Raw genomic sequence first — 24,415 nt, 5'->3', positions numbered from 1 at the left:
AAAAGAAGCCAAAATAGCTTCTCTTCTTAGAGTTGGACAAAAATCAAATAAATATTATTTGCGAGAGGGAGACTTGACAGTTTCGTTCATATCAGAACCCCGTTGCTAAGATTGGTCGCGTTTTTGACTGATAAACAGAACCGTCTACAAGATGTAAAGAGTATGACTTCTCTCCTTTTGTTATTTTAGCGACTTCTGCATTCCCAACAAGGTTTAATTGTCCGGATTTCTGTATGCTCAATAATCTTTCTTTTGTATAAGGTGATAAGGACAGACTAGGATCAGCATCCTCAGAATTCCAAATGGGGGATTTAGATAGAACAGTGACTCTTTTGTTATTTTTAACCAAATGATAAGCAGCATCGACGCCGCTTTCATATCCACCGATAATTATAAATTCATCCCCCTGAAGTTCTCTCCAAGAACGCACTTGGCTATTATGGATACTAAGTTCAGCCCCTTCAATAGAATGCATTCTAGGAAATTGGAATTCCCCTGTTGCCCATACAAGATTTTCAGCTACTATCTCTTCATCATTAACAGTCAGCTTAAAATGCTCACCTTCTTTAACCACTTTATGAACAAAAGCCTCCTCATAGATCGGTAAATCGAAATGCTCTGCCATTAATTCCAGATAGGATCCGTAATCTTCACCCGTTAAATGTTCTTTATCAAATGTATAAGCCGGCGATGTATCAGGAGTGATAGCATTCAGGTCCAGTAAGCCAAAACCATGTCCAGTAAACGATGGTGTAATTAATTTCATTTCTTTTGGCCATTTAAAGAAAGTAGAACCAACAATATCTTTCTCCAGAATCATAAAATCCTTTATTCCCAATTGTTTTAACAAAATGCCAAAACCAATCCCAGAAGGACCGGCTCCAACTATAATTATTTTTTTTCGTTTCATATTCTCTCATTCCTCTTTGAGTAAACTAACTTTCAAATAGTAATTATTACGATTTGTAAATTGCACCATACAACAACACGTCTAAACATTTCAACCAATAAATATTCTATTTTTCTCTCTCCTAATATTTGCACTAGGGCCTGTTTTCACAGCGTGACTTTCCTTTTGGCATTCTGTTCTAGCTGCATTAATTCTTCCTTTATCATCTCTTTATTAAGGTTTTCTCCAATAAACACGAGGTTTTTAGGAAATTTTATTGATTGTGGAAAAAAGAATGGAAGCCTATAGGAATACTGAAATAAATGAGTGTACACTTCATCATCTCTAAACTGTAGGAAACCTTTTATACGGTAAATAGACTCAGGAATACTTTTTAACCAGTCATCAAATTCCTCTTTAATTACTGGATCTTGAAATTGATAAGTCATGGTTTGAATATGTAAGTGATTGTGTACATGCATTTCTTCATGACTGTCGATAGAGGAACGACTTGGTTGGCTGAGTTCTTCTATCGAAATATTGGAGTAATCTGTTAAATGTACCTTCGCTCTTGGATTGATTTCCATTATTTCTTTTTGAATGTCCTCTCGTTCTTCCCTTGTAATTAAATCCACTTTATTGATTAATATATGATCACCATGTCTCACTTGTTCTTCGAGTAACTTCTTTATTCGTAAGCTAAGTTTATCACGATCTAACCATCTCTTTGAATCGATAACACTGACGATCGATTTAATCTCAATGTATGGAGCAATAACAGGTGAGAGGCAGGCATCTAATACTTCTATTGGGTGGGCAACCCCTGTCGTTTCTATATAAATTACGTCTGGTTGATGCTCCTGATAGAGGGAAAGAAGTTGAATTTCCAATTCATCCTTCATGGTGCAGCAAATACAGCCGTTTAAAAGCTCCTTTAAGGGCATTTCTTTTCCAATAATATCTGTGTCAACAGAATGCTCTCCTATCTCATTTAGCAAAACGGCTACTTTTTGATTCGTTTTCTTCTCTTCCTTCAAAAGATTTTGTAATAATGTTGTCTTCCCACTTCCTAGGAAACCACCTAGTATGTAAATTTCCACTTTCTTCATCTGCCATCATCCATTTCTTTGTTGAATCTATTTTAAAAGCTATTTTCCTGTATTTATTGAGTTTAATTTGTATTTTTGAAACAATAAAAACAGTCCCACTAATGAAAAGCATTTAATAACAGTTGATCATTGGTTAAACAAAGTTCTTCATCAGCATCGATATTACAGCATATCCTATCAGTTACATAATAAATATGCAGAAATGAAGATTTTATTTTTGCTTGCATTCACTCTCATTTCCTCTTAGCTCAGCATATTTAGCAACTAATTCTTGTCTTCTTTCTTTGGCTATCTTAAATTTTTTGGCCAATGTTAGTCCCTCCTTTTATTTAAATCAGAATCATGAAAAATTCGACTTTCTGTAGCCCCTTTTTGGAATAGATATTTTCCTTTATACGTTTTTGCTTCTCTATCTACTTTTGAAATTACAAGCTGACAGACTCTTCTTCCTATCGTTAAGTTCTTTGCAAATTCCAACGAAATGGATCAGGTAAAGTGGACCAGTCTTCATCAAATTCAGAGTCGGTTAGTAAACATTTATCTAATTCCTCTATGATCTCATCAGGCTGTAAGTCAACTCCAATAAATACCAATTTCGTATGTCTATCTCCAAATTCCACATCCCACTCATCTAACAAATGTGGATCTTGCTTTAAAATTTGTTGCTGTTCTACTTTTGGCAAAGAAGCCACCCAATAAGAGACCGGTTCAATGTTAACAGAAGGTCCTGCCTGTGACATTAAAATTGCCAAGTTATTTCTAGTAGCACACCAAGCAATTCCCTTTGCCCTTACAATATTTTCTGGCATAGAGTGAACCCAATTGTTAAAACGCTCTGAATGAAAAGGCAAACGTCTTGAGTAAACAAAGGAAGAAATTCCATATTCTTCAGTCTCCGGTGTATGCTGATGATGTCCCTGAGTTAATTCTTTAATCCATCCAGCGGAGGAGCTTGCTTCCTCAAAATTGAATAATCCCGTGTTTAAAATTGATTGAGGATCAATAGTTCCTTTTACGGTACGAATTAATTTCGCGGTAGGCTGTAATGTTTTTAATACGTTTTCTAGCTTTATCAATTCTTCTTCAGACACTAAGTCACACTTATTTAAGACAAGCACATCACAGAATTCAATTTGGTCAATGAGAAGGTCCGCAATTTCACGAGTATCCTCTTCTCCCAACGCTTCCTTTCTGTCTAATAGACGATCACCTGACTGGAAATCCTTCCAGAATCGATTAGCATCTACGACTGTTACCATGGTGTCTAATCGACAAAAGCGCGTTAGATCAATTCCGAGTTCTTCATCAATATAAGAAAAAGTTTGAGCAACTGGGATTGGCTCACTGATGCCAGTCGACTCAATGACGATATAATCTATATTTTTTTGTTTTGCAAGCTTTTCTACTTCTATTAATAGATCTTCCCTTAACGTGCAGCAAATACAGCCGTTTGACATTTCTACCAGCTTCTCTTCTGTTTTAGAAAACTCTCCCCCCTGTTTTATTAACTCAGCATCGATATTTACTTCACTCATATCGTTCACAATAACGGCTACCTTAAGCCCTTGGCGATTTTGCAAAATATGATTTAAAAGAGTAGTTTTTCCAGCTCCTAAATATCCGCTTAAAACCGTTACAGGTATTTTCTTATTCATTGTCATTCCCTCTCAATCATTAAGGTTTTTACAATACATGCCTTGCTAAAATTTTTTAAAAACTCGTCTCATAATTCCTTTGATTTTCTTCTTTCCTAGTATGATTTCATCAGTTGGTTTGAAACCTTCACCTGTAAACGTGTGATTCTATCCCTTTCCCAGAGAAAAAAGATTCAACAAGTTGAGGTACTCGTTTTTCTTATAGGCCCCTATAACGCATTGATGAAAATAGTAATCATTTCGATTCATGTAGAATATTTAAACATATTTACTTGATAAATGCAAAAGTAAACTATAGGGGAATTTTGTAATATACACTTTTTTAGTTACTTTGCGGTATATCGTAGCTTAGCTTCCTCTACCCCTATTACTCCAAATTTGATAGACCCGAGAGTTTTCTCCAGTCTATCCTCGTATAAAAAAACCTGTTGTTTTAGTAACGGGACAGGTTCATCTAGGGAGAGATCTGTTCAAAATCAAACCAAACTCATTCATCAATTGTTTGGACTTACAGCATAAGTAATGGTTCTGATAGGAATCCATACGTCTTTTTTAAACGAACGTCATATTTGCACCAGAACCCTAGAAGTTAATTATCTTGAAAAGACATCCATATCAAGAGTGAAATCACTCATTAATAGTGATAGAATAATAGGAATCAAGAACAATGAATATTGCATAACCGTCCTAAATGGGCTAGATGATGTATCACATACTTCACAATCACAATCCGCTCCCCTCATATCGCTATTCCATACTCTGAAAAAACCCATAATAAAAAGGCTAAACATGGTAAACATGATAGAGGGATTCATTCTAGGTTCCAATACCGCAGCAATATTATGAGTGACATACAATTTGAAAATAACTAAGCTAAAGCCAATTAATAATATACCTTGCAATTCATTCTTTGCTCGCCAAGAAGGAGGCTCTTTTCTCTTCACCATAATCCCACCTTCGAAATATATTGCCCTGCAATAATGGACAGGATAAATATAATGATCGTTACAACGACAGTATAAAAAAGGATAAATCGCATTTTGAAATAGGAAAACATGACGAGAAAATTTTTTAAATCTAAAATCGGGCCATATACTAAAAACCCCAAAATAGCCGAAGGAAGAAAAGTCCCTTTAAAAGAAGCAGCCACGAATGCATCAGCCTCGGAACAAATCGATAATAAAAAAGCAAGTCCCATCATGATCGTTGTTTCAGCAACAGGACCAGATACAGCTTGGGCTAAAGCCGAACGCTCAATATAGACTTGAGCAAGGCTTGCCAAAAAAGCACCAATGATAAAATACTTACCCACTTGAAAAAACTCATGTGAACTGTGATGAATAATGGCTTTCCATTTCGAAGTGCCTCGTTCATTTGATAAGTGGACACCTTTAGGTATTAAATCTTCTTTTCTGATTTTAAGAATTTCAGATTTTGAAAGGACAATGTACAGAATCATCCCGGTAACAAGAGCTGTTAAAGCACATAGTATAAATCTTCCAAAATAGATGGCAGGCTGATTTTGAAAGGCATAGTAAGTAGAGGCAAATACAACCACATTCAGAATAGGGGCACCTACAAGAATAACAGTTCCTGCGTGTGCTGGTACGCCTTTTTGAATAAGCCTTCTTACCACCGGTATAATAGCACACTCACACACTGGAGTGATCACTGCTATACATAACGCTACAATCATGGCAGGAAAGGGGTTTTTCGGAACTAATCTTTGGATGGTTTGCTCTCCTACAAATAGCTGAATAATCGAAGAAGCAATAGCTCCTAGGATGATAAAAGGAAGAGCCTCTAACAATAAACTGAGGAAAACAATGAAGACTGCTTTCCACTCTTCACTAAGGGTCACTCCAAAGGAAGTCAGCATATCTTCATTACCAAAAAAGAATAAATAAACGAAAAAAAGAAACATAGCATATAGAAAAAAATCTTTCAATGACGAAGAAATGGACACATAAAAACCCCTTTTTTTATAGTAATATGTCTTGTCTATGAATATTTGTCCCAATTAATATGATTTGGCCTTCATTTACGTTTACATCACCCTCTAGTTTTTCCCACTCAAGCCTACCTGGACTATATTGAAAATGATACCAACTTTGATCGTTTTGATCTCTTATGATCCCTTTTGCTCTAAGCAATCTACTATCAAGTTGTTTAAGCATATTATGTATTTTTTTACGACTGATGTTTTCTAGTTTATTCAATTTAACCGCTTTTATATCATGATGTTTTTTTCTATTGGTCTCCTCTAAGAAAGGTATTGAAACAGTCATTATTTCCTCTAACATATCTGTTAATCCGTCAGCATAAGAAGTAGTTATTATTACAGCGGAACCATTCATTTTACCAATGATTTTTTTGATTTTTTCAATTTGTTCATGACGTAGAAGATCAGCTTTGTTTATGGTTATCATTGTAGCACTTTCTAATTGTTCCCTTTGTAGTTCTCGTACTTCCTTTGAACTTGAAAAAATACTAAGATAACTTTGGATGTTACTTCCATCTACTACACAAATTGATTGTTCAATGGAGAATCTGTCCTTAAATGAACCCGTTTTAAAGACGAAATGTATTTCTGAAGGGTTTGCCACACCCGTCCCTTCAACTAAAAGGACATCTATTTTGTCTTCATTGGCCAAGACCACCATTTCATCCAATACCTTTCTTAGGTCATCTTGTATGGAACAACAGATGCAGCCGTTTAATAATTCATATAGAGACTCGTCCTTGAAAAGATGTTTCTCAAGGTTTGTATTTCCAAGCTCGTTCAGAATAATAGCAGGTTTTTTATTCTTCTTTTTGAAATACTCTATGCATTTAATAAGTGCTGTTGTCTTACCACTTCCAAGGAAACCATTAATTAAATAAACAGGAATTTTGGTCGTTTTCATGAATCTTTCCCCCATTTTGCTTGCTTAATAAATTATTATTTTCAATAAATAGGAATTATTACGAAAAAACCGATTATCTATTTACAAATAAGATGGAAATACGTTAGACTTTAAATCGAAATGATTACTATTTATTGAATAGGGAGGGAGTTATATGAATTCTCTTCAATCACTTTTTCAATTTATAAGGGAAAAAGGCTATCTTTTAACCGATAAGAGAAAACGGCTCATACACCTCTTATTTGAAAGCCATTCCTTTCTCTCAGCACGACAGCTTATCATTAAAATGCAAAAAATCTACCCTAACATTAGTCACGATACGATTTATCGCAATCTAAACCTCCTTGTTCAATTGGGATTCCTAGAAACGAGAGTTAAACATGGGGAAAAACAATTTTTCTTGGTTAATCCCATTCACTCAGATCAATTGTACGGATATTTTATTTGTGAGCAATGTGGTTCAGTTCATCCACTCAACCTGGATTTAAACTTGCACATGATGGTCAACAAACTTGAAATCCAACACTTCCTCTTTGAAGTTTATGGTAATTGTTCCTTATGCAGTGGGGGCACAAAAAGTCATGCGTTATAAAACCTATTCGCTCGTCTCTTTAACTTCATTGACTTTCTAAGCATATAAAAATTTTACTTTTGAGGTGTCTTAAATGATTCTTTCAGAAACTGACATTAAGAATTTGCTTAGTAGGAATGACTTAGAAATCATCCCATTAACTCCTTCTCAGATTCAACCAGCTTCAGTGGATCTTCGATTGGGGTATCATTATCAAAAATTAAAATGCAACCAAATCATTCGCTATGATGACCCTGTTCAATACACCGAGATCGAAAATGAAGTAATGATTATCCCACCTCTTTCTTTCTTATTGGCTTGCACCAAGGAATATATAAAAATTCCCCCTAACCTAACAGCTTTCGTGGAAGGGATAAGATCTATTGGAAAGTTAGGGTTATTTGTACAGAATGCTGGTTGGATCGATCCTGGGTTTGAGGGCAATATCACGTTGGCATTATTTAATGCAAGCAGTCAACACATAGAACTAAAAAGTGGTCAAAGAATCTGTCAATTAATTTTTGCCCAAGTAAACTCTGAAGTAACAGCTCCTTATCTAGGTAAATATCTATTTCAACGATATGCAACTTCGAGTAAAATACATGAAGAATAAACAGTTCAAGTAAGAACATGTCTAAGAGAATGTTAAATGCCCCCTATCACTTTGTATATATAGGGCGTCAAAAAGTCGAGTTGGTGAATAAAAAGTTTATTTAACGTCTCTTCTCTCTTAGTTGTAGTTATTACTTGGTACATCATGTAGATAAAAATGAATGTAAGTAGTTTGTTAAACGAAAAATTCGATCATAATGATTTTTAAATCGTAATCATTTCGTTTTATGTTTAGGAGGATAACAATATGGCGACTTGGGATTTAAGTGAAACAAAGCATCATGTTCTCATTTGTAATGGCAGCAGCTGCAATCAGGTGGGAGCTGAGGAACTGACTCAAGCTATCCGTAAAGAGATTTCACATCGGGAATTAGATGATACCATCCACACCACTCGCACACGTTGTAATGGAAGATGCCATGATAAGTGCGTTGTCATCGCCTATCCAACAGGTATATGGTACAAAGATTTAAAACCTGAAGATTCCCCTCTGTTTGTAGACTCCCTTATAACCGGTGAGGATTGTACAGGTAAAGTGAGCCATTCGTTTAATGGTCAAGGATTTGAACGTGCAGATGGAGTTGTAATTGGAATACCTAAAGACAAAGAAAAAGTAGTCAAAGTATCAAAAATATTGTAAATGGAGGAAAAAGATGAGGCACAAGAGCAAATTGCCTTCGCTGATGTCATTATTTTAAATAAAACTGATTTAGTGTCTATTGAAGAATTGAATACATTAGAACGAAGAATCAGCCAGATGAACCCTACAGCTAAGCGATTACATGCTCAGAATTGCAACGTTGCCTTAAAAAATATTTTGGGGATTCACACGTTTGATGTAAACCATAAACTCGAGATAGATCCCCATTTCTTAGAAGATCACCATCACCATCATCATGATGACAAAGTATCCTCCATTGCTTTTAGAGAAGAAAGACCTCTTGATCTAGACAAGCTCAATGAGTGGATGAGTTACCTTATTCAAGAAAAAGGGGAAGATTTATTAAGATATAAGGGAATTCTTCATATTCAAGGAATAAAAGAGCGAATTGTATTCCAGGGACTGCACATGCTCTTCTCAGGAAGACCAGATCGAAAGTGGAAAGAAAGTGAAACGAAATTAAGTGAATTGGTTTTCATCGGTAAAGACTTGAACAAGGAAGAGCTGGAACAGCAGTTCAAAAATTGTATAGCTAATTAACGAGTATTTTTGAACATTATCCTATTCTTAACAAAAAAGTCCTTAAACCGTTATCCATAACTCAGCATTCTTTTGAGATGAGTTACCACTATAGAATAATTAAGAAGCAAGGGGTTCGGTTAATCGCTATATTTAGGAGGAAAGGGGAATTCCTTTACTATGCTTGATAACCTGTACCGGCAAGTCATCATGGATCATTATAGGAACAAAAGAAATTTTGAGGAAATTAAGGGAGAAAACATAAAGAAAGCTCATTATAAGAATCCGACATGCGGGGATGTCATGACTTTATTTGTGGAGCTAGAACAAGATCGGGTAAGAAGAGTAACCTTTCTTGGGGAAGGGTGCAGCATTAGTATGGCCTCCGCATCCATGATGACAGAGCTTATTAAGAATAAACCTCTAACAGAAATTACGTCTCTTAGAAAAGCATTTGAACAGCTGATCCGGTACGGAAATATACCAGATGAGGTGGACTTGGGTGACAGCTTATCTCTACAGGGTGTACATCAGTTAAAGGCTAGGCATAATTGTGCATTAATGACGTGGCAAGCTTTAGATAAAGTCCTAAAAGATGAAAAAGACTACGGAGGCTTTTATTCTTAGCTATTTTACAAGTAATCGATACACTTAGTTACATGGGACTTACAAGCATTTCTAAATGTTTGAAAGTACGTATACGAAGCAGTGTATCGATTATTTTTCTAGGCCTGATTCAGTATACCCGTTAAGGAAAATGGGATTCTATCCTCCTACAAAGAAGGCGTTATCACTATACATCATCATTTTAAATTTGGATATCTGTTAATGTAAAGCTTAATTTTTACGTTTTATAAAACTCTTATGGAACGAGGAGAAGTATAATGAAAAAAATACCGACTTATATTATTTCAGGATTTTTGGGAAGTGGAAAAACAACATTGTTACTACATATAATGGAGTACTGTAGATCTCAAAATATAAAATCAGCTATTTTATTGAATGAGCTAGGAAATGTGAACGTTGAAAATCACTTATTTCAAGATGAGACTGTGTTGGAATTACTAGATGGTTGTATTTGTTGCACGATTCAAGAGGACTTAAAAGCAACATTAACCTCCCTTTTAGAAACCCATTCTCAAAAACCTATAGATGCTTTATTTATTGAAGGGACAGGCGTTGCCAATCCGTTAGAACTTGTAGAAATAATTGCTGGCCCACCCCTTGTGCATTCTTTTGATATTCAATCCGTTATCAGCGTGATTGATGCCAGCACATATTTAGAAAATCAAAACATTTTTACATTCAAAGCAGTTCGTGATTTGCTAAAAAATCAAATTAAAGGAGCTACATCCATCGTACTCAATAAAGTGGATCTAGTGAATGAAAAACAATTACAAAAAATAGAAGCTAAACTTGTTAAGTTCCTAGACACAGAAACACAAGTCATTAAAACCTCGTATGGGAACGTAAATATAAGAGACCTACTGCAAAAACAGGCAAACGCTACCGTGATTTCATACGAGCACCAGACATGCAGCCATCATCATCATGAACATTCTACATGTAATCATGACCATGCACATAATCACGATCATGTGCATCACACTGGTATTAAAACCATTACGATTCAAGATGTTCCCTCTGTATCCAGAAGACAACTTAAAAAATGGTTAAAATCATTACCAGAAGGAATTATGCGCGGAAAAGGATACGTATCTTTCAAAGATGAACCCGGTGTTTATCCATTTCAATATAGTTCTAATCAAGTGCATATTAGTGATTTTCCGCAAAAACGCACGATAGATCCTTGTATCGTCTTAATTGGAAAAGATATAGATATTATGAATATTCAAAGCTCCTATACTTCTCAATTCTCCTTACAATAACTACACTTTGTGAAAAGCAGAAATAGAAAAATATAATCTCTTCTTCTTGGGTTATTGGGTATTTTTCTAATTCCAATTCAACTTCGCAAATAATAATTTTCACCATTATTACAGCCAAACAAAATGTTTAGTGAAGGAGTATTAGGGATAGCATACTAATGTAAGGACAAGTATCTTCAAATAGGAGGTAAATAATAGGAAAAGAGCACGAAATCCATGAACAACACCCACATAAGCATAGTGGTGCTTGTGGCCATACGAAAATTAAGCATGATGATCACCTTGATTATGTTCATAACGGGCATCTCCATCATGAACATAACGGACATTGGGATGAATGTAAAATTCCTGTATCCGAGACAAATCCAGATGAATACGCTCCTATGAATTGTGGATGTCATCATGATAGCGACTGTGGTCATGAATTGGTTCCTCATGGTGACCATATGGACTACTTAGTAAACGGCCGTCTTCACCATGTCCATGGAGACCATTGTGACGATCACGGACCTGTGGAGTTAGTGACTGTTACGTAATGCAGTAAATAAGTTTTAGAATATCTAAAACACACCAGTGTTCACATATATACTGGTGTGTTTTAGGTTGGTTTAAATTAAAGTTTGATCAAAAAAAGTTCTTTTTATATTCCCCAACAAACATTTTTCTTCGATCATAGGCAAAAATAATCATTGCCACACCTAAGCTAGCACAAATCATATACATAAATGAGTATGAAGAGAGATCAGCTATCGGTCCCATAATGACACCACCTAGCGAAACACCTAAATCAGCCATAGCAATAAATAAACCCAATAACACATTGCGATTCATCTGTGGCAGGACAAAGGTCAAATACGTTGTTAACGTTGGATAGAGAAGTGCCTGAGCTGTTCCCATTAAAATTGCACCAACATAGAAGAATATAGCTCCACCGGTTATAGAAAAGCTTACACACTGCGCTGCTACTGCTAAAATAAACATAGTCCCCATGATAAAAGATGAATGCCATTTACCGTCTGAAGGAATCTTTTTTCTTAAAGCAAAACGAGCAAAGACAACGGTACCCGCCTGAAGCATGAGATAAATTCCGGCATTACCGCTTTTTAATTGCGTAGCGTACAGTGGTATAAAGGTTGTAATAGCTCCAAATACAATTGATGCAACTAACATCAATACGCTACATTTAAATAAAAACGGATTTTTTACTAACTGACTAAATGATTTAAACATACTTACTTCTTGTTCAGCATTATTTGTAACAGGCTGAGCCTCTGCTTTGTCCATCTTAGCACTGTAGCCAAACAACCCTGTAAAGATGGCAATTGCTATCATCACCACTGTAAAGTAATCCATACCCCCTTGCCAAATACCTAATGCCAATATGGGGCCAATAATACCTGGTATATATGAGAATAAAGAATAAAGTGAAATGCCCTGAGAGCGATCCTTCTCTGGCAGTGCATCAATAATGCCTATCTGTAATGCCATTGAAAAAAAGGCGGTTGACACCCCTTGTAACATACGGGCAACTAGAAAGCCCCCTAATCCAGTAAATGTATATAGTATTAAAGCAAATCCATTGATAATAAGAATAATGCGTAACAATTTTATCGGCCCATGTTTTTGAATAATATGACCTGCCCATGGTCGAAAGAACATGGTGGTAAACAGATACGCCCCCATGATCAAGCCAATTGTTGTATTGCTCGCTCCTAATGATTCCCCTTGTAAAGGGATAATAACATTTAGAATAGAATTGGCACTAAAATAAAGAAGAACCAACATATACAAACGCAGAAAAGGCCAAGACATAGCTCCACTCAAAATTTTTCTCCTCCTAAATCGTGTAACAAAGGTTTCGTGTATTTCAATATTAGAAAGTTATTAACATCTGCAATAACTTTCTAGCATATTCTGACTGAACATCCTTTAATTGTTCAATTTTGACCATTTCTTCAATTTGACCATTTCTAAAAATAATGACTCTATCGCAAATATAGGCGGCAGCCTGTATATCATGAGTTATAAAAACGTAACTCATATTGTAGATTTTTTTTAATTCTTTTAATAAATCAAGCACTTGCATTTGAACAGATACATCCAATGAACTAATGGCTTCATCTAATAAAATACACTTCGGTTCTATTGAGATGGCTCTTGCAATACACACCCTCTGAATCTCTCCTCCTGATAACTCATGAGGATATTTTTTTCTATAGGATGGATCTAAACCAACTTGATTTAATAGGATATCAATCTTGTTTTGATTTTCAATTTGAGTCTTTTTTTGAACTTTTAATGGCTCCATAATGGCTTCTTCAACAGTAAAAAATGGATTAATGGAAGATTTATAGTCCTGAAAAACAGCACTAATGGCACCTAATCTCACTCTTCGATCCCCCACATTTTTTCCCTCAAATAAAACGGTTCCATGATCCGGCTTTTCAATTCCTAATATCATACGCCCTAATGTGGATTTTCCACTTCCACTTTCTCCGATAATGCCGAGACATTCGCCATTCCTACATTCAAAACTAACATTCTTCAAAACTTGCTGTCGCTCTTTAGAAAACAATCCACCTTTTTTATAAGACTTCTCAACAGAATTAACTTTCAGCAAAATAGCTCCTCCCCATTATTTTTTTAAAATTATTACTCAGCGCCTCTTTAGTGGATACTAAGTACTTTGTGTATTCATGTTGCGCTTCTGAAAAAATGGTTTGGATATTCCCTCTTTCGATAATTTTTCCATCCTTCATGACTAAAACGTCATCCGCAATTTTTCTTACAACACCTAAATCGTGAGAAATAAAGATCATCGAACAACCCATTCTTTCTCGTAATTTAATAAATTGTTCAACGACCTCAAATTGTGAGATTGTATCCAGTGCTGTTGTCGGTTCATCAGCGATAATAATGTCTGGCTCTAATACTAATGCCAATGCAATCATAACTCGCTGCAACATTCCACCTGATAGCTGGTGTGGGTATTTATTCATCATCTCTATCGGATTTTTCAGCATAACACTTTCCAAGGCATCTTTCATTTTTTCTTCTATTTTGTTATTACTCCAGCCGAAATGTTGGACAAGTGTCTCCTTTAAATGAACACCCATCACACAAGAAGGATCAAATGCACTCATTCCATTTTGGAGAATCATACAAAGGTTTCTTCCCCTTTTCTTTCTCATTTCTTTTTCAGAGAGATTGTTTAAGTTTTCACCTTTGAATAGAATGTCCCCTGATTGGTGAAGCCAGGGCCTATTCAATTTCATTATTGACCTACAAGTCACAGACTTACCGCTTCCGCTTTCTCCTACAATGGCCAGACAGCTTCCTTGCTTTAAATTGAATGAACTATTATAGATAATCACTTTACCGGTATTAATATCCCATATTTTCAAATTTTCAACTTCTAATATATTCATAAATTTAATTTGCCACCTCTTTTTCTTGAAGCTTCCTTTTAGAGATTGTAAGCTTCCGTTTAGAGATTGTTAAATTTTCTTGAAGCTTATTTTTAGAGGTTAATAATTTAGGATCTAAAGCAACCTGAAGTGCATCAGATAAAAAATTAAATGCCGATACTACTATAATAATGGCTATACCGGGCGCTAACATTAACTCTGGCCTTGTAAACATAACTTTCCGCGCCTCATTTAACATCATTCCCCATTCAGCATTTGGAGCTTGTATTCCTAAGCCTAGGAATGAAAGTCCCGATATTTGCAAAATCATCGAACCAATAGAGCTGCTTGAAATAACTGCGATATCAGAAAATGTAACAGGGACAATATGCTTATAAATTATTTTTATATCACTAATACCGGATGCTTTGGAAAATTTGACATATTCTAACTCAGCATACTGCATAACAGACGCTCTGATTACTCGAGCAAACCATGCCCATTTCATCAAAATAAACGCAAGCAGAATATTCTCAAGGCCCACGCCTAAAATACCAACAATCGCCAAAGTCATAACGTATACTGGAAAAGAAAGCATGACATCACAAATTCTCATAATAAAGGCATCTACGTTTCCTCTAAAGTAGCCTGCCATAAAGCCTAAAATAGCCCCAATCAAAACAGATATTACTAATGCAACTAGAACCCATAAAACGCTGGGACGAATTCCATAAATTAATCTCGATAAAATGCATCTCCCTAAGTGATCGTTGCCTAATAAGTATTCCCACGATGGGGTTGCATATCGAAGTTTCATATTTACTTCCACGGGGTCATGGGGCGCAATAAAGGGGGCAAATAGTCCAACAATAATCGTTACAACAATGACGATTAAAGATATACTACCTAACTTATCTTTACTTAAGTTTTTCCATATTCTCATTTAGAGATCATTCCTTAACTTAGGATTCATCGCAGCATTTATAATGTCTGAAATCGTATTAAACAGCACAAAGGCCACTGCTATAATAAGAACATACGCTTGGATAACTGGAAAATCTCTGCTTAGAATAGATTTAACGCTTAGACTTCCTAATCCTGGCCATGCAAAAACATTTTCTATAACTACTGTACCTCCCAAAATAATGGGTATAGCCATACAAAAAATCGATATGGCCACTTGCAATGAATTTCTTAAAATATGCATAGTGATTTTCTTCTCTGTTAAACCGCATGCTCTTCCATACAATACATAGTCTTCATTTAAGTTGCTTAACATTGAGCTTCTAACGGTTCTAAAATAAATGCCTGCATAACTTACCGCAATCACAGTAACCGGTAGAATATAACTCTTATACGAGTCCATCCCGCTGGTTGGTAATAAATCCAATTTAACAGAGAAATACCAAATCATAAGAGACGCAAGCCCGTATGACGGCATTGATGTTAGGAAAAATGAAATACCTCTTACCGATTTATCAATTATTTTTCCTTCCTTCATCGCACAGATAACACCTAATAGTATTGACAAAACAATAATGACAACAGACGAAACTAACGTTAGCTTTAACGTATTTAGAAAAGCTGGACCTACTAATGACCAAACTGGTTCTCCTTTTACGTATGAATTCCCAAAGTCCAACTGTAAGCAGGCAATGATCCAGTCGAAATATCTTATTATAAATGGTTTATCTAGCCCCAACTCTTCTTTCGTTTGAGCAATTAATTCATCTGTTATTTTTGGAACGTCTTGCGCTTGCAAAACCACTTCGGCCGGATCTAGGGGAGAAAGATTAATTAAAACAAACGTTAAAAACGAAATGATCAAAAGCAAGGGTATTGATACCAATGTCCTCTTAATTATGTAACTTCCCATAGAAACCTCCTTCTATTGATAAAATCTTTAGAAAACACATTTGCACTCTTATATTAGTAAACAAGCATTTTTGACCGTTACGCTGATCACCTATGCTAAAGGTTCTGTCTGGTGTCTGCGTAGAAATAAGAATGGTCACTCATAAAAGTACAACTAAATAGTATCCTTACATTTAATCTATAAGCTTAAAAACTTAATAATTCTGAACTTTCTTATTCATAAATAAAAGGGGATAATCCCCTTTTATCTAATTTTCTATTCAAAGTTCATTCGCTCAAATGGCAACTCGAATTGTGTTTGCTTAAATGAGATGCCTTTTAAATTTTTTGGAGCAACTACAGTGACACTACCATTTGTAATTGGAATAAAGACTGCTTCATCATGAACAATTGTCAAAATATCAGTGTATAACGATTTTCGTGTTTCCTCATCAGTGGACACCATAACTTCTTCAATTTTCTTGTAGAGTTCATCCGCTTTCTCTATGCCACTAGTAGTATGTAAATAGGCAGACTCAGAAGTAAAAGCAGCGATTGTACTTTGCGGATCATATGCTAGTCCCCATGTTTGGTTGAATAATAAGTCATAGTCACCAGTTGATCTTCTATTAGCGATTGAAGTGGACTCTTCACCAATAATCTCTAGCTGAACACCTATCTCTTTTAATGAACTTTGGATAAATTCAGCCTGAGTTTTTTGGGAAGAAGAATTGCTATCATAATACAGTTTCATGGCTAATTTGTTACCGTCTTTCGTTCTAACTTCAGCACCATCCTCTAATGTCCAGCCTGCTTCTTCTAAAATCTTTTTAGCTTTTTCTAAATCATAGCCTCGTTTCTTCAAATCGACATCTGCATAATGGACGTTAGATGAAAATAGTGTATTGGCTACTGTTTCAGTACCATTTAAAATATCCTTACTAATTGTTTCTCTATCGATAGAGTACCAAATGGCTTCACGAACAGCTGTTTCACTTACTGGATTATCAGATTTACTACTATTAGCTACGATCATTTTCGTATTCATTGCTTCACTTCTAACAAGTTGATAATCACCTGAATCAACTAATTGATTCATTGCTTCGACATCAAGACTGTCTGCACCTCGATCATCTGTGAAAACAAAGTTTACTTCTCCTTTTTGTAATGCTAAAAGTGTCGTTTCCCCTGCTGGAAGAACTTTACAAGTGATTTTCTTAATCTTAGGTGAACCACCCCAGTAGTTTTCATTTGCTTCAAAAGTTGCATACTCATCAACTTTATGTTTGGTGAGAACATATGGTCCTGTACCATGATAACCATTTACACCATCTTTTGTGCCCCCGTTAACAAAATCTTTGGGTGATATGAATACATAAGGTCTAGTCATAGATAATTCAATCAAAGTTGGATAATATGCTTCTGATAGCACTAATTCAACTGTATACTCATCTACTACATTACAACTTACTATTTTTGTTGATAGTTTAATCCAAGAATGTTTTTCTGCATTATTTTGCACAGCATCAATATTTTTCTTCACTGCCTCTGCGTTAAATGGTTCTCCATCATGGAATTTCACATCTTTTCTTAAATGAAACGTGTATACTTTTCCATCTTCTGAAATTTCCCATGATTCAGCAAGTAAAGACTTGATCCCATCTTCTGTATTTTCAACTAACGATTCATATACCATCCCTTGAGCTGGCATTGAACCAGTGTAAAGATGGGGATTCATATCATTAATGTCTTTGGCTGATGCATAAACTAATTCTGTTTTCTTTTCGTTATTCGTTGAATCATTATCTTCCTTTTTCTCACTATCAGAGTTTGCCGAATTTGCAGAGCAGGCAACTAGCATGGATAAGACAAAAAAAACTAGAGCCACTAACTTAAACTTTTTAATTAACAATGTATTTCTCTCCCTTTAGACCTACTTAATTTGAATGCAACTTATTTTTGCTGGCCAAAATATGATCTACTTTCAAACCATAATTACCGAATTAAATCGGAACAATTACTATTTAAACAATATATTACTCTATTATTTAAGATAAGTACTATTTCATCTCTTTGCTCCTATACTTTTTCCTATTTCACTGCATATCATTTTCAAATCTGCATCAAAACTTTGAACGACAAATGCATTAGATAATAATTCGCCTTTATGAGATTGAGCAACTTTTTCAATTTTACTTTCATATGCTTTAATGAATTTATCTATTGTTGGACAATTCACATTTAAATATTTTGCAATTCCTTGTATTATTTTTATACGATAATAGTCTTCCTTAGGCATCCTTGGGATATCCAAATACCCTTCCCTGTTGACGAACATCTTTCTAAATGGAACAGCAGAAAAATCAAAATAGTTCCCTTCCTTATCTGGTTCTGAAAAAGGATCGATCAATAGTGAGGTATAACGTATATACAATAAATACTCTTGATGAATAGTCTCTAAATGATTGAAATTTTCTATATCATGACGTGATAAGCTTTCCAATCTCACCGGATAATTATCATCTGTCATAAATTTAAGTAAATTTATACTTTGTATATTCATTTTCCCTATAACATTCATAATTTCTTTCCATTGGGCCAGCATATCACGAATTAAATATTGCGTAATGGGCCCCTCAGGATAAATTTTGTATACATATTTCTTGGTATCTAACTCTCCAAATATTGCACTTAATGAAAAATCATTCATAAACAACGGTGGGTGTACATATAAAGAAATATTTCTTGTCTCCGCCTCAATCGGAGATTTCATAATTTCTAGAGTGATACCTAATTTTTCATATACCTTACATAGTCTGTCGACGTTCTTAGACGGATAGTATGTGGAGCCTATATAAATTTTTTTCTTGACCGCTGTTGTTAAAACATTATTGGGTGGTTTATCGTGTATCCATCGTGTATCGCCGTAATACGTAGAAAAACTAATAATTTCCACATCAGGATTAAGATAGTTCATATAGTTACTTATTAAGCTATTTGAACCGAAAGTTGGAGAAATTAGAACAATACATTTTACTTGTTTTAAAAGCTCATCATTAATTTGCTTTAATACTTCAATATAGGCATCTGTTGTTACAGAAAAAATAATGGTATCCCAGTCACCCTTAATTGTTCCATATCCTTTAAAAACTTGATCAACGAAGCATTCACCTTCCATATGTCGATGCTTTTCATTTTGAACGCCCACACGAATTAGATGGTCACTTTGCTTAAGCGCCGCAAAGACTTTTTCTGAACGAACAGATTCTCTTCCAGAAATTCCTACATAGCAATTCAATAGTTTTTTTAAATTTACAGCAAGTTGAATTGATGTAGGACCAGTTCCTAATAGTAAGACTCGCTTAAAATCACTCATAAAAACCTCCCTTTCTTACAAGCAAGTAAGCTATACTTTTTTATACAATGCAATATCAAACACATGATCTGGACGTATTATATTTTCAACCAACTTCCATCTTTGCTCATCCACCTCTCTCAATGGGTAATTAAACAAAGACTTCAACCGATTACCATATCTCATAGCCACAACTACATTTTCATTCGTCAATGCATATAATTGGTCCAATATGTCATATTTACTTTCGACAGTTGAACTAAAGATGATGTGGGTCACGTCTTTCGTAAAATCAAGATCTTCCACTGATATTTTTTCTAATCTAATGTTTAATCCACTCCCCAATCTTTTTACAACGTTTCGTCCAAGTTTAATAGCCTCATCATCAATATCTATGCCAACAACCTCTGCTCCAGTTCGCTTAGCAATTAATAATGGTGTCATTGGAAATGAACCTGAGCCCACTAATAATACTTTTGATTCAGAAGTGATTTGAAAACTACCAAACTCTTCTTCAATACATGATTCTATATTTTTAAAATAATCGGCTATTTCAGCATTTCCATCCTGCAATTTCAATGCACGATATTTCTCCATAATAGCAACACAAAGTGCCGATTTTTTTCTTAAATCCATCACAAGTTGATTCAAATCACTGGATTCTTGTAGTTCTAGTTGTTCCCAAGCTTCTTCATTCCTCTCGTTTGTTATGAATTTTGAATAGTCATCTATTAAAATCTCTAACTCTGAACAATTATTGATTGTATGATCATACCTTTCTGCTAAATCATCAAATCTTTCTGAAAACTCACTTAAAGATTCTTGAAAAGTTTTTAACGCAATCATTCATTTCACCCCAATGCAATATGATAACTAAACATCTATAAAAGCTTTGCCTTGTGCTACTATTCCGACGGATCCTTCAATCTTAAGACTTGTTAATTCTTCTTCATGACAATTAGCAACTACATTAATAGTGCCACCGGGTTGCCTAATCTTTGCAACAATCTCCCCTTTATTCTTCCAAGCTAGATAGGCTCCTAAGGAGGCTGTACCTGAACCACACCCCCTTTCCCATATCATACTATCTAGATGTGGGACATAAATGAGGGGAGCCAATTCATCAGATTTCGATTTATACAATAAAATGCCGATCAAGTTAGCACCTAAAGTTACTCCAAGCAACTTTGCTAATGATTGCGCTTTTTCCCTCACTGTCCTACTAAATTCCTCCACTTCTATCACAATATGTATAAACTCATGATATCTCACTATAATAATATCCAAATCGTCCCCATCATACTTTATTGTTCTCTGTTCTATCTGTTTGGGAATAGGCATAGTAACTTGACAATAATATTCATCTGAATTTCTTCTTACTTGACACATTATCAATCTGTCCGTGCCTGAAACTTCTAATAATATTTCCATCAAGTCATTTTGCTTTAGTCCTTTTTCAGATGCAATAAAAGCTGCCAATGCCATACAAGCATTACCACAAAACTCACCTCCAGCCATCTGTAGATGTGCAGTAGCTTTATTATTTATCGGTTTTTCTATAAAACCTACTTGTTCAGCATACACGCTGTCATATGACATAATTTTTGAAGCAATGTACTCATACTCCTCAACTGGATAATTAGTTTTAACAAGAATTGTCATATTTTGTGTTGGATTAAATTTTATAAAATCTATTTCCCGTTTCATCACAACTACCCTTTACACTTATATTTTTTATTTGCTTCATGAGCACCTGACAAATCGTAATAATTACGATTTATTCATTTCTAAACGAATTATACCACGGTGTTAAATATTGTCAATATTTTTCTGTTTTTTATACTGGTGAACACTAGTGGTGCACAAAGAGATATCCAATATTCAGTTATCTATTTCACTGACCTTAGAGCCAAAAAAGGAACCCCTACTAAAGGGGACAATCTATTTGGATTTTATTCACAAATCTACAAAATGGATAGGACGAAACATTTACTCATGGTACTGTATCCGACTGGACGTGGCGGAGTCAGATAATTAAGAATGAAAAAGTTTCTCCCAAATGATAATTGTTCAAAAACTCATAAGAATCCGACATGTGGGGATGTCATGACTTTATCTGTGAATCTAGAACAAGATCAGGTAAGAAGGGTAACCTTTCTTGGGGAAGGGTGGAGCATTAGTATGGTATCCGCATCCATGATGACAGAGCTTATTAAGAATAAATCTCTAAAAGAAATTACGTCTCTTAGAAAAGGATTTGAACAGCTAATCCGGCATGGAAAGATACCAGATGAGATGGATTTGGGTGACAGCTTATCTCTACAGAGAGTACATCAGTTAAAAGCTAGAATTACGCTTATCGATTACTTACTTTACAAAAGTAAGATGCGATGTTATTCCTCCCATAATCAATGTAACAAAGCAAAAATCAGACTCCAATTTATCAAGTCAACACTGTCGAGGCTGTCCCATAAGTCTCTAATCAATGGCAAAAGTTGATCTTTACTGAAAGGATCCGTCACGGAATTCTTTGATTTTGCAGGATTTTCATGACGGGTCCCTTTCAGGAGGATGACTCAAAAGGTATGTCTTTTTATACCTTTTGAGTCATCCTCTCTTGTATCTTCTGTCTAGTAACATATTTGAACTTATGAGAAGCAAAGAGCTATATTTTATTGAGTTTATCTTTCATTAATGCACCCGTTCATTAAGAAAACTATTATGATTATTTAAGAACATTTAGGAGGCAAACATAAGTGGCAAAGAAATCCAAAGTAGCAAAAGAGCTCAAGAGACAAAAAATGGTAGAACAATATGCGGATTTAAGAAGAGAATTAAAAGAAAAAGGGGATTATGCTGCATTAAGTAAGCTTCCTCGTGACTCAGCACCTTCTAGGCTTCATAACCGTTGCCAAGTTACTGGGAGACCTAGAGGCTACTTAAGAAAGTTTAAGATGTCTCGTATCGCTTTTCGTGAATTAGCACATAAGGGGCAGATCCCTGGGGTTAAAAAATCTAGCTGGTAAGCAGGTGGAGCGACAGGAACATCGTGAGTGTAGTGCTTACAAGTTCCTGTTTGATATATGTTAAGAATGCCATTTGAAGATTATAGAAAGGCCAGCCCAAAAGTTGGGTATAAATGATTTTGAACACTAAAGGAAAGATGGTCGTTTGTAATGAATGAGAAAATGATGGAGATTTTTGCGAGGAATATTGTGGCTTCTCTACCAAGGAATAAAAGAAAGCTTTATCAATTTATTGAAGGTATTGAAGATAGTTTAGCACAGCAATCTATGATAAAACTATAGTAATTATGCTATTCTACATTAATTTTATACCTCAGCTAACCTTAGTTAACATCGTTCTTGTTTGTGCAAGTCAAAAACATGAACCAAACCCTAAATGTGTTGAAAGATTTCACAAAGAACTCATTAAGACTTCACAGATCGAAGATATACTTAAAACGTCATTTATATCAACACATTTATATCTAAAGGGGAGAAGGTTAGAAAGATGACTGCAATCAGACAAGAAAAACGCGACGATGTAACCGCAAATTCTATGAAAACAGATTCTTCAAAGGCTAAGCATTTGTATAAGGCTGTTTGGCGTTGGCACTTTTATGCGGGGATTATTTTTGCGCCATTTGTTATTATGCTCGCCATAACCGGGATTATCTACTTGTTTAAGCCGCAAATCGAAAACATGATGTATCAAGATTACTACTATATACAAGCAGGTCAACGACCATTATCACCATCCATACAAATTGAAAAAGTTGAAAAATCTTATCCGGATGCAACGATTACACGATATAAACCTCCAGTTGAGGCGGATCGTTCATCTGAAATTGGAATTCTCAACAAAGACGAAAGCATGACCATTTTTGTAAATCCATACAATGGGGAGGTTGTTGGTGAACTCAAAGACAGTGATAAATTAATGAATAAAATTGAAGAACTGCATGGCGAATTGATGATGGGAACGATGGGTGACAGGTTAGTCGAACTTGCAGCTTGTTGGGCAATGGTTTTATTAATAACAGGCATTTACTTATGGTGGCCCCGGAAAACAAAATCTTTATTTGGTACGTTCATTCCTAGATTCTTCAAAGGCAAACGAACGATGTTACGAGATCTTCACGCAGTCCCGGCTTTTTGGTTCTCATTGTTCATTACTATTTTTATTTTAACGGGACTCCCGTGGTCGGGTTTATGGGGGGATATGATTAATCGAGTAGCTACCGCAACTCAGACCGGCTATCCGTCTGGATTATGGGATGGCAATGTTCCGAAATCGGTTATTCCAACAAAAGATGTAGTTAAGGAAGTACCATGGGCTGCTGAAAAAATGCCTGTACCACAATCGAATGAAAATGGTATGACAACCCTTCCTGTTGAAAGGATTATGAAAATAGCCAATGATAACAAGATACAACCAGGGTATCGCATCAATTTCCCCCAAGGAGAAACGGGTGTCTATACCGTTTCTGTCTCTCCTGATAAGCCAGAAGGCCAGGCAACCTTACACATCGATCAATACAGTGGTAAAGTGCTGGCAGACTTGCGCTTTGAAGATTATGGTCCTTTGGCTAAAGCTATTTCTATTGGAGTTGCCTTACATGAAGGTCATTACTTTGGACTAGCTAACCAGTTACTTGATCTTGTCATATGCCTTGTTCTGATTGGAATCTCAGTAAGTGGTTTCATTATGTGGTGGCAGAGAAGACCAACCGGAAAACTAGGTGCTCCATCTTTGCCAAACGATTTTAACATGTTGAAATGGGTAACGGTGATTATTGTCATATTGGGTATCATCTTTCCTCTGGTGGGAGTATCTTTATTAATGGTATTAGCTCTAGATTGGTTAGTGATTAGAAGAATTCCAACTGTCAAACAGTGGATTGGCTAATTAAATGAATGGCATACCCTATTCTTATTTAGTTAACTGGCGTTATTGATAATGAATCCGTTTCAAATCTCATCTTT

Annotated in this window: 25 protein-coding genes; 10 read left to right on the top strand and 15 right to left on the bottom strand. The window is 35.4% G+C overall.

The features are described from left to right. Positions 1–91 precede the first annotated feature (91 nt). The 6 genes from ACFOU2_RS16540 to ACFOU2_RS16515 all read right to left on the bottom strand — a co-directional run bounded on the left by ACFOU2_RS16540 (position 92) and on the right by ACFOU2_RS16515 (position 6,559). Positions 92–910, bottom strand: a complete 819-nt coding sequence (locus ACFOU2_RS16540) for an NAD(P)/FAD-dependent oxidoreductase (RefSeq protein WP_377917004.1) — start codon at positions 908–910, stop codon at positions 92–94. A gap of 146 nt (positions 911–1,056) precedes the next feature. Then, positions 1,057–1,998 carry a CobW family GTP-binding protein gene (locus tag ACFOU2_RS16535; protein ID WP_377917002.1) on the bottom strand — a complete coding sequence of 314 codons (942 nt, stop codon included), beginning with the start codon at positions 1,996–1,998 and terminating at the stop codon, positions 1,057–1,059. Between the two features lie 455 nt (positions 1,999–2,453). Beyond that, entirely contained in the window at positions 2,454–3,653 is a 1,200-nt protein-coding gene (locus tag ACFOU2_RS16530) for a GTP-binding protein (protein WP_377917000.1), read from the bottom strand. Between the two features lie 593 nt (positions 3,654–4,246). Then, positions 4,247–4,597 (bottom strand): DUF1980 domain-containing protein, encoded by a 351-nt coding sequence (locus tag ACFOU2_RS16525; RefSeq protein ID WP_377916998.1) that lies wholly within the window; start codon positions 4,595–4,597, stop codon positions 4,247–4,249. Next, the gene (locus ACFOU2_RS16520; RefSeq protein ID WP_377916996.1) at positions 4,594–5,619 is read right to left on the bottom strand and encodes a permease; all 1,026 of its coding nucleotides are present in this window, start codon (positions 5,617–5,619) and stop codon (positions 4,594–4,596) included. Before ACFOU2_RS16520 ends, ACFOU2_RS16525 begins: the two co-directional genes overlap by 4 nt. A 16-nt stretch (positions 5,620–5,635) precedes the next feature. Further along, positions 5,636–6,559, bottom strand: a complete 924-nt coding sequence (locus ACFOU2_RS16515) for a CobW family GTP-binding protein (protein ID WP_377916994.1) — start codon at positions 6,557–6,559, stop codon at positions 5,636–5,638. A gap of 154 nt (positions 6,560–6,713) precedes the next feature. Here ACFOU2_RS16515 and ACFOU2_RS16510 point away from each other — a divergent pair, with 154 nt between their 5' ends. The 7 genes from ACFOU2_RS16510 (at position 6,714) to ACFOU2_RS16480 (ending at position 11,347) form a co-directional block, all read left to right on the top strand. Next, positions 6,714–7,151, top strand: coding sequence for a Fur family transcriptional regulator (locus ACFOU2_RS16510; protein ID WP_377916992.1), 438 nt, complete (start codon positions 6,714–6,716; stop codon positions 7,149–7,151). A 73-nt stretch (positions 7,152–7,224) separates the two neighbouring features. After that, positions 7,225–7,743, top strand: coding sequence for a dCTP deaminase (dcd, locus tag ACFOU2_RS16505; protein WP_377916990.1), 519 nt, complete (start codon positions 7,225–7,227; stop codon positions 7,741–7,743). 246 nt (positions 7,744–7,989) lie between these two features. Continuing rightward, positions 7,990–8,382: a (2Fe-2S) ferredoxin domain-containing protein gene (locus ACFOU2_RS16500; protein ID WP_377916988.1), complete on the top strand. Its 393-nt coding sequence runs from the start codon at positions 7,990–7,992 to the stop codon at positions 8,380–8,382. Beyond that, positions 8,383–8,943, top strand: a complete 561-nt coding sequence (locus ACFOU2_RS16495) for a CobW family GTP-binding protein (protein WP_377916986.1) — start codon at positions 8,383–8,385, stop codon at positions 8,941–8,943. A 159-nt stretch (positions 8,944–9,102) separates the two neighbouring features. After that, entirely contained in the window at positions 9,103–9,549 is a 447-nt protein-coding gene (gene sufU, locus ACFOU2_RS16490; RefSeq protein ID WP_377916984.1) for a Fe-S cluster assembly sulfur transfer protein SufU, read from the top strand. Positions 9,550–9,806: 257 nt separating this feature from the next. Beyond that, positions 9,807–10,811 (top strand): CobW family GTP-binding protein, encoded by a 1,005-nt coding sequence (locus tag ACFOU2_RS16485; protein ID WP_377916982.1) that lies wholly within the window; start codon positions 9,807–9,809, stop codon positions 10,809–10,811. A 383-nt stretch (positions 10,812–11,194) separates the two neighbouring features. After that, positions 11,195–11,347 (top strand): hypothetical protein, encoded by a 153-nt coding sequence (locus ACFOU2_RS16480; protein WP_377916980.1) that lies wholly within the window; start codon positions 11,195–11,197, stop codon positions 11,345–11,347. An 88-nt stretch (positions 11,348–11,435) separates the two neighbouring features. Here the strand turns inward: ACFOU2_RS16480 and cntE are convergent, their stop codons facing one another. The 9 genes from cntE to ACFOU2_RS16435 all read right to left on the bottom strand — a co-directional run bounded on the left by cntE (position 11,436) and on the right by ACFOU2_RS16435 (position 21,134). After that, positions 11,436–12,635 carry a staphylopine family metallophore export MFS transporter CntE gene (cntE, locus tag ACFOU2_RS16475; protein WP_377916978.1) on the bottom strand — a complete coding sequence of 400 codons (1,200 nt, stop codon included), beginning with the start codon at positions 12,633–12,635 and terminating at the stop codon, positions 11,436–11,438. 49 nt (positions 12,636–12,684) lie between these two features. Next, complete coding sequence (locus ACFOU2_RS16470) at positions 12,685–13,431, bottom strand: ABC transporter ATP-binding protein (RefSeq protein WP_377916977.1); 747 nt, start codon at positions 13,429–13,431, stop codon at positions 12,685–12,687. Next, on the bottom strand, positions 13,418–14,239 hold the full coding sequence (gene cntD, locus ACFOU2_RS16465; protein WP_377916975.1) for a staphylopine uptake ABC transporter ATP-binding protein CntD: 822 nt from the start codon (positions 14,237–14,239) through the stop codon (positions 13,418–13,420). The genes ACFOU2_RS16470 and cntD overlap by 14 nt, the downstream gene beginning before the upstream one ends. Positions 14,240–14,243: 4 nt before the next feature. Further along, positions 14,244–15,161, bottom strand: coding sequence for a staphylopine uptake ABC transporter permease subunit CntC (cntC, locus tag ACFOU2_RS16460; protein ID WP_377916973.1), 918 nt, complete (start codon positions 15,159–15,161; stop codon positions 14,244–14,246). Continuing rightward, positions 15,162–16,094, bottom strand: coding sequence for a nickel/cobalt ABC transporter permease (gene opp1B / locus ACFOU2_RS16455; RefSeq protein ID WP_377916970.1), 933 nt, complete (start codon positions 16,092–16,094; stop codon positions 15,162–15,164). It abuts the gene before it with no gap. Between the two features lie 255 nt (positions 16,095–16,349). Continuing rightward, on the bottom strand, positions 16,350–17,984 hold the full coding sequence (gene cntA / locus ACFOU2_RS16450; RefSeq protein ID WP_377916968.1) for a staphylopine-dependent metal ABC transporter substrate-binding lipoprotein: 1,635 nt from the start codon (positions 17,982–17,984) through the stop codon (positions 16,350–16,352). A 153-nt stretch (positions 17,985–18,137) separates the two neighbouring features. Further along, positions 18,138–19,448, bottom strand: a complete 1,311-nt coding sequence (locus ACFOU2_RS16445; protein ID WP_377916966.1) for an opine metallophore biosynthesis dehydrogenase — start codon at positions 19,446–19,448, stop codon at positions 18,138–18,140. 30 nt (positions 19,449–19,478) lie between these two features. Then, entirely contained in the window at positions 19,479–20,273 is a 795-nt protein-coding gene (locus ACFOU2_RS16440) for a nicotianamine synthase family protein (protein WP_377916964.1), read from the bottom strand. 27 nt (positions 20,274–20,300) lie between these two features. Further along, on the bottom strand, positions 20,301–21,134 hold the full coding sequence (locus ACFOU2_RS16435) for a diaminopimelate epimerase (RefSeq protein ID WP_377916962.1): 834 nt from the start codon (positions 21,132–21,134) through the stop codon (positions 20,301–20,303). Between the two features lie 333 nt (positions 21,135–21,467). Between ACFOU2_RS16435 and sufU (ACFOU2_RS16430) the strand changes: the two genes are divergently transcribed. The 3 genes from sufU (ACFOU2_RS16430) (at position 21,468) to ACFOU2_RS16420 (ending at position 24,338) form a co-directional block, all read left to right on the top strand. Beyond that, positions 21,468–21,926: a Fe-S cluster assembly sulfur transfer protein SufU gene (sufU, locus tag ACFOU2_RS16430; protein ID WP_377916960.1), complete on the top strand. Its 459-nt coding sequence runs from the start codon at positions 21,468–21,470 to the stop codon at positions 21,924–21,926. A 257-nt stretch (positions 21,927–22,183) separates the two neighbouring features. Next, positions 22,184–22,453: a 30S ribosomal protein S14 gene (rpsN, locus tag ACFOU2_RS16425; protein ID WP_377916958.1), complete on the top strand. Its 270-nt coding sequence runs from the start codon at positions 22,184–22,186 to the stop codon at positions 22,451–22,453. A 487-nt stretch (positions 22,454–22,940) separates the two neighbouring features. Then, positions 22,941–24,338, top strand: a complete 1,398-nt coding sequence (locus tag ACFOU2_RS16420; protein WP_377916956.1) for a PepSY-associated TM helix domain-containing protein — start codon at positions 22,941–22,943, stop codon at positions 24,336–24,338. Positions 24,339–24,415 lie beyond the last annotated feature (77 nt).

The organism is Bacillus songklensis, assembly GCF_042649685.1.
GTDB classification, from domain to species: Bacteria; Bacillota; Bacilli; order Bacillales; family Bacillaceae_H; genus Bacillus_BA; species Bacillus_BA songklensis.
Note: the sequence above shows the minus strand (reverse complement) of the source record. Positions and strands in the feature narration are given on the sequence as shown.